Raw genomic sequence first — 5,471 nt, forward strand, 5'->3', positions numbered from 1 at the left:
ATGTTTGAGAGAGTGAATTTGCCCTTTCATGGGTACACCGCCGCAGAGGGTGAGCACTTTAATATTGCCTATTTCAGAGGCGAGGGAACGGATCACTTTTGCTACCTGCTCCGCGAGCTCACGGGTAGGGCAGAGGATGAGTGATTGGGTACCGAACATTTTTTGGTTGATTTGATCCAAAATTCCAAGACCGAATGCCAATGTTTTTCCGCTTCCTGTGGCCGCTTGGGCTATACAATCTTTTTTTTGTAAGATGACAGGGAGTGCAGTGGATTGGATAGAGGTCATTTTAGTGAATTCTAGTCGTTTTAGGGTCTCTTTTAAGGGAGTGCGTAATGCTAATGTGTCGAAGGTGGACATTGTGTCGCTTTATGGTTAGATAAAGAGATTATAGCATAGTTGAAGAATCCCCCTGAAAAGGGGAGTTTACGAGGGGTTGATTATACCGCTTTAATAGTGACGCCGTATTTCTCTTCAGCAACATTACGCGCTTGAAGTGCATACGATGAAATCTCATTAAAGTTGAGATATTTATACACTTGATCTGCTTTTCCTGCCAATTTTTCAGGAACGATACTCATGTATTCAGCTACCGTTGGGATACGTCCGAGTTTAGCACACACCGATGCAAGCTCAGCAGAACCGAGATAGACTTGAGTCCCTTTACCTAAACGGTTGTCAAAGTTACGAGTTGATGTCGAGAATACAGTTGAGCCTTCGCGTGAACTCGCTTGGTTACCCATACAGAGTGAACATCCCGGAACTTCCGTTTGTGCCGCGATCGCTTTGTACACGTCATAGTAACCTTCGTTGATGAGTTGTTGCTCATCCATACGGGTCGGTGGTACGATCCAGAATTTCTCAACCGCGATTTTGCCTTCGCCGCGCATTACTTCACCCGCCGCACGGTAATGTCCGATGTTGGTCATACAGCTTCCGAGGAATACTTCGTTGATTTCAGTTCCCGCAACGTCGCTGAGCAATTTAACATTATCAGGATCATTCGGACATGCCAAAATCGGCTCTTTAACGTCGTTAAGGTCGATTTCGATAATCGCTGCGTATTCCGCATCTGCATCCGGTTCCATCAACGTAGGAGCATCTAACCACTCTTTCATTTTGTCCGCACGACGTTGTAGTGTACGAGCATCTTCATACCCATCGGCTACCATCGCTTCGATCAACGTAACGTTTGATTTTAGGTACTCGATGACCGGCTCTTTGTTAAGGCGAACGGTACATGCCGCTGCAGAACGCTCAGCTGATGCATCGGAAAGCTCGAACGCTTGTTCAACTTTCATATTTGGAAGACCTTCGATCTCCAATACACGTCCGTTGAAGATGTTTTTCTTACCTTTTTTCTCTACCGTCAAAAGACCCGCTTTGATCGCATAGTAAGGGATAGCATTAACCAAGTCACGAAGCGTGATACCCGGTTGCATTTCACCTTTGAAACGAACCAAAACCGATTCCGGCATCTCAAGCGGCATAGCACCCGTAACACCCGCGAACGCTACGAGACCTGACCCCGCAGGGAAACTCACACCGATTGGGAAACGGGTATGGCTATCGCCACCTGTACCTACAGTATCAGGAAGAACCATACGGTTTAACCATGAGTGGATAACACCATCTGCCGGGCGAAGAGCAACACCGCTGCGTGAGCTGATGAATGCAGGCAATGTTGCGTGTAATTTCACATCGGAAGGTTTCGGATATGCCGCAGTATGGCAGAACGACTGAAGAACGAAATCCGCTGAGAAACCAAGAGCTGAGAGCTCTTTGATCTCATCACGTGTCATCGGTCCAGTGGTATCTTGGCTTCCTACCGTGCTGGTGATCGGCTCACAGTACATACCAGGGCGTACACCCTCCATGCCACATGCCTTACCTACCATTTTTTGCGCAAGGGTGTATCCTTTGCCGGTATCGGCTGGTTGGATAGGGGTTGCGAAAATGGTAGCAGGTGCCAGTCCAAGTGCTGTACGTGCTTTAGCTGTCAAACCGCGACCGATAATAAGAGGGATACGTCCACCTGCACGTACTTCGTCTTCGATAGTATTTGGACGAAGGGAGAAGTTAGCGATGACTGCACCACCTTTTGTGATGGTACCCGCTTTTGTATCGATATCGAGTACATCGCCTGTTTCCATAGCAGATACATCGGCTTCGATTGGGAGTGCGCCGGAATCTTCACACGTTGCGAAGAAGATCGGAGCGATAATGCTACCGATAACAACTCCACCCGTACGTTTGTTCGGGATCCCTGGGATATCATCACCCATGTGCCATTGAACGGAGTTTGCAGCTGATTTACGGCTAGAACCTGTTCCGACAACGTCACCGACATAAGCGATTTGCATCCCTTTTTCTTTGAGTTCAGCGATTTTAGCGATACCTTCAGGCATTTTAGCGCTAAGCATCGTTGTTGCATGAAGCGGGATATCAGAACGGGTAAATGCCGCGCTCGCAGGAGAGAGGTCATCCGTATTGGTTTCACCAGGAAATTTGAAAACAACAACACTGAATTTTTCAGCCAACGTTTTTTTGCTTGTAAACCACTCTGCATCTGCCCATGATTGGAGAACTTCCGCAGCGTATTTATTGGTTTTTGAAAGCTCAACGATGTCATTAAACGCATCGTATACCAAAAGGGTATGTTTGAGTTCATGTGCTGCTTCATTGGCGATAGCATCGTTGCTTAGAGCATCGATGAGAGGTTTAACATTGTAACCTCCTACCATTTTACCGAGGATTTTGATTGCCGATTTTTTGTGATCGTCACTGTTAATATCATTGTTGTTTGCCAAGAATGCTTTTACTTCCCCTTGGACGACTTGGTGCAAAAATGCCGCTTTAACATGAGCACCGTCATCAACACCCGGATTGACACGTTCTGCCAACATAGTGACTAATTCATCGTTTTTAGAACTTTCGCTTGTAATGAGTTCAACAAGAGAAGTAACTTGTTCTTTGGTAAGTGGGAATGGTGGGATTCCCTGTGCTGCGCGTTCCGCTACATGTGCTTTGTATTCGTCCATAAAAGCCATAGTGACTCCTGTGCCAGTTAATTTTGAATGATTATATCAGAAGAAAAAAACAGATTTCTTCATGTGTTACTAAAATACTCATTTCTTTTGTTTATTCGCCATATTTATGAGTATAATAGTAACATAAAATAAATTTACTAAAGAATAATTAGATGTTGACACGAGGGAGAAATGAGAGAAAAAGTTACAGTTGGGTGTTTAGCTAGAGAACCCTCACATAGGAGGATTAAAAAGGGTCGTTTATGATGATATCTCGATTCCCTTTGGCATTGGGAGAAGAGAGGATACCGTTATTTTCAAGCTGCTCGATAAGGCGAGCTGAGCGGTTATAACCGATTTGAAGTCGTCGTTGTAAATAGCTGATAGAAGTTTTTTGTTCACTCAGTATAATATTTTTAGCTTCCTCATAGAGTTCATCGGTCTCTTCATCATTTCCGTTGCCTCCCTCAGATTTTGGAACATCCTCTTTATCACGTAAAAATTTGCGGTCGTATTCAGGTTCACGTTGCGCTTTGAGAAAATCGACCACTTTTTCGATCTCCACTTCAGTACTCCATGGGGCATGGAGACGGACAAGACCGCTCATCCCCGGAGGGGTAAAGAGCATGTCGCCTCGACCGAGGAGCGATTCGGCTCCCATCCCATCGAGAATGATTTTACTGTCGATCTTTTGCCCCACTTTGTAACTGATACGCGACGGCAAGTTAGCCTTGATGAGACCTGTTACGACATCGACACTCGGGCGTTGAGTCGCTACGATGAGATGAATACCACTGGCACGTGCCATTTGAGCTAACCTTGCGATGGAGTATTCGACATCTTTACCGCTGGTCATCATCAAATCGGCTAATTCATCGATTATGACAACTATATAGGGGAGGGGATCGCGTTTTTCTACTTTTGCCTTGTCATTATAGTTTTCGATATTTTTAGTACGGGTTTCGCTCATCAGTTGATAACGACGCTCCATCTCATACACCATGTTGTTGAGTGCTGAAATCGCCTCTTTGGGTTTGGTGATAACCGGAGTGAGCAAGTGGGGAATATCATTGTAGATCGAAAATTCCAACATTTTCGGATCAATCATCAGCAGTTTGAGCTGATCGGGTGAGTTTTTATAGAGCAAACTCAAAATCATCGAGTTGATCCCGACACTTTTTCCGCTTCCCGTAGTTCCGGCAATGAGGAGATGAGGGAGCTTTTTTAAATCGGTAATAAACGGTTTTCCGACGATGTCTTTCCCTAAAATAAGGGTAAGCGGTGATGCCGCCTCTTGGAACAGTTTACTCTCTAACATTTCGCGCAGATAGATTGTTTCGACAGTTTTGTTTGGTATTTCTATCCCCACCACGTCTTTTCCGGGAATTGGGGCTTGAATACGAATGGTTTGGGCTTTAAGTGCCATCGCGAGATCATCTTGCAATCCTAAAATCTTAGAGACTTTGATATTGGCGGCGGGTTTAAACTCAAACGTCGATACGACAGGTCCTGCATAAGTTCGTACGACATCCCCATCGATATTGAAATGGCCCAATTTTTCGATGAGATCACGAATCTTATCATCGAGCTCCGCTTCATCGACCAAGGTTTGTTTTTTAGGAGGGTTTTGAAAAAAATCAACAGGAGGGAGTTTAAAGTTTTTCGGTTTCTCACTGATCCCTTTATCGATTTGGTCTAAAAGGATTTTGTTCTCTTCGAGCTCATCGACGACAAGGGCATGTTGCTTAGACTCTTTTACTTTTTTTGCCATGCTGAGTATGGTAGAATCTTTAGGTGCACTCTCTTGTTGTGTAGGTGTATCCAAGATGGTTGAATCTTGCAAAGGGCTTTTCGTAAAGAGTGTAGGTTGTACCGGTGCAGGGGCAAAAGCCTCTTGATATGGATCAAAAAGGTTCTCTTCGATTGGTACATACGGATCTGAAAAACTATTTTCTTCAAAACGATACGATGATTCTTCGATAATAGGAGTCGTTTTATCAACTGTTGATGTTTGAGAAGGTTTCGGGGTGGTTAGAGGTTTGTCCATGTACTCTTTGATTGGTTGCGCAAGTTCTGATAAACTTTGTTCCATTACAAGAATCACAGAAATTGCTACCATCATAAGCCATAAAGTCCATAATCCGAATGCACCAATATAAATAGAGAGGAAATCGACAATAGTTCCACCAAAAGCACCTCGATACATCCCTTCTACAACGATTGCTTGAAAAAAGAGGAGTGTGAAGAATAAAAGGGTAAAAACACCTCCCATCTCAAGGCGTTTTTGAATTTCTCCATCGTATCGGTACCAATAAAAAAGGGGAAGCATCAATAAAAGTAGATATATATAGGCTACATAGCCAAAAATAAAGATGTTATTTTGAGAAAAAGTTGCTCCATAAGCTCCGATAATGGAAGCATCCCCGATAATGGTTGCAATCC

The 5,471-nt window shown here is 44.3% G+C and carries 3 protein-coding genes; all 3 read right to left on the minus strand.

Annotation, left to right across the window (positions count from 1 at the left end; translation table 11 throughout):
* Positions 1–360: DEAD/DEAH box helicase (locus WA010_RS11725; protein ID WP_422557299.1), on the minus strand; the 360-nt coding region annotated here is incomplete at its 3' end.
* 80 nt (positions 361–440) lie between these two features.
* Positions 441–3,050: a bifunctional aconitate hydratase 2/2-methylisocitrate dehydratase gene (acnB, locus tag WA010_RS11730; RefSeq protein ID WP_422557300.1), complete on the minus strand. Its 2,610-nt coding sequence runs from the start codon at positions 3,048–3,050 to the stop codon at positions 441–443.
* A gap of 226 nt (positions 3,051–3,276) precedes the next feature.
* Entirely contained in the window at positions 3,277–5,469 is a 2,193-nt protein-coding gene (locus WA010_RS11735; RefSeq protein WP_422557301.1) for a DNA translocase FtsK 4TM domain-containing protein, read from the minus strand.
* Positions 5,470–5,471: the final 2 nt, after the last annotated feature.

It is taken from the genome of Sulfuricurvum sp., from assembly GCF_049305995.1.
Taxonomy (GTDB): domain Bacteria; phylum Campylobacterota; class Campylobacteria; order Campylobacterales; family Sulfurimonadaceae; genus Sulfuricurvum.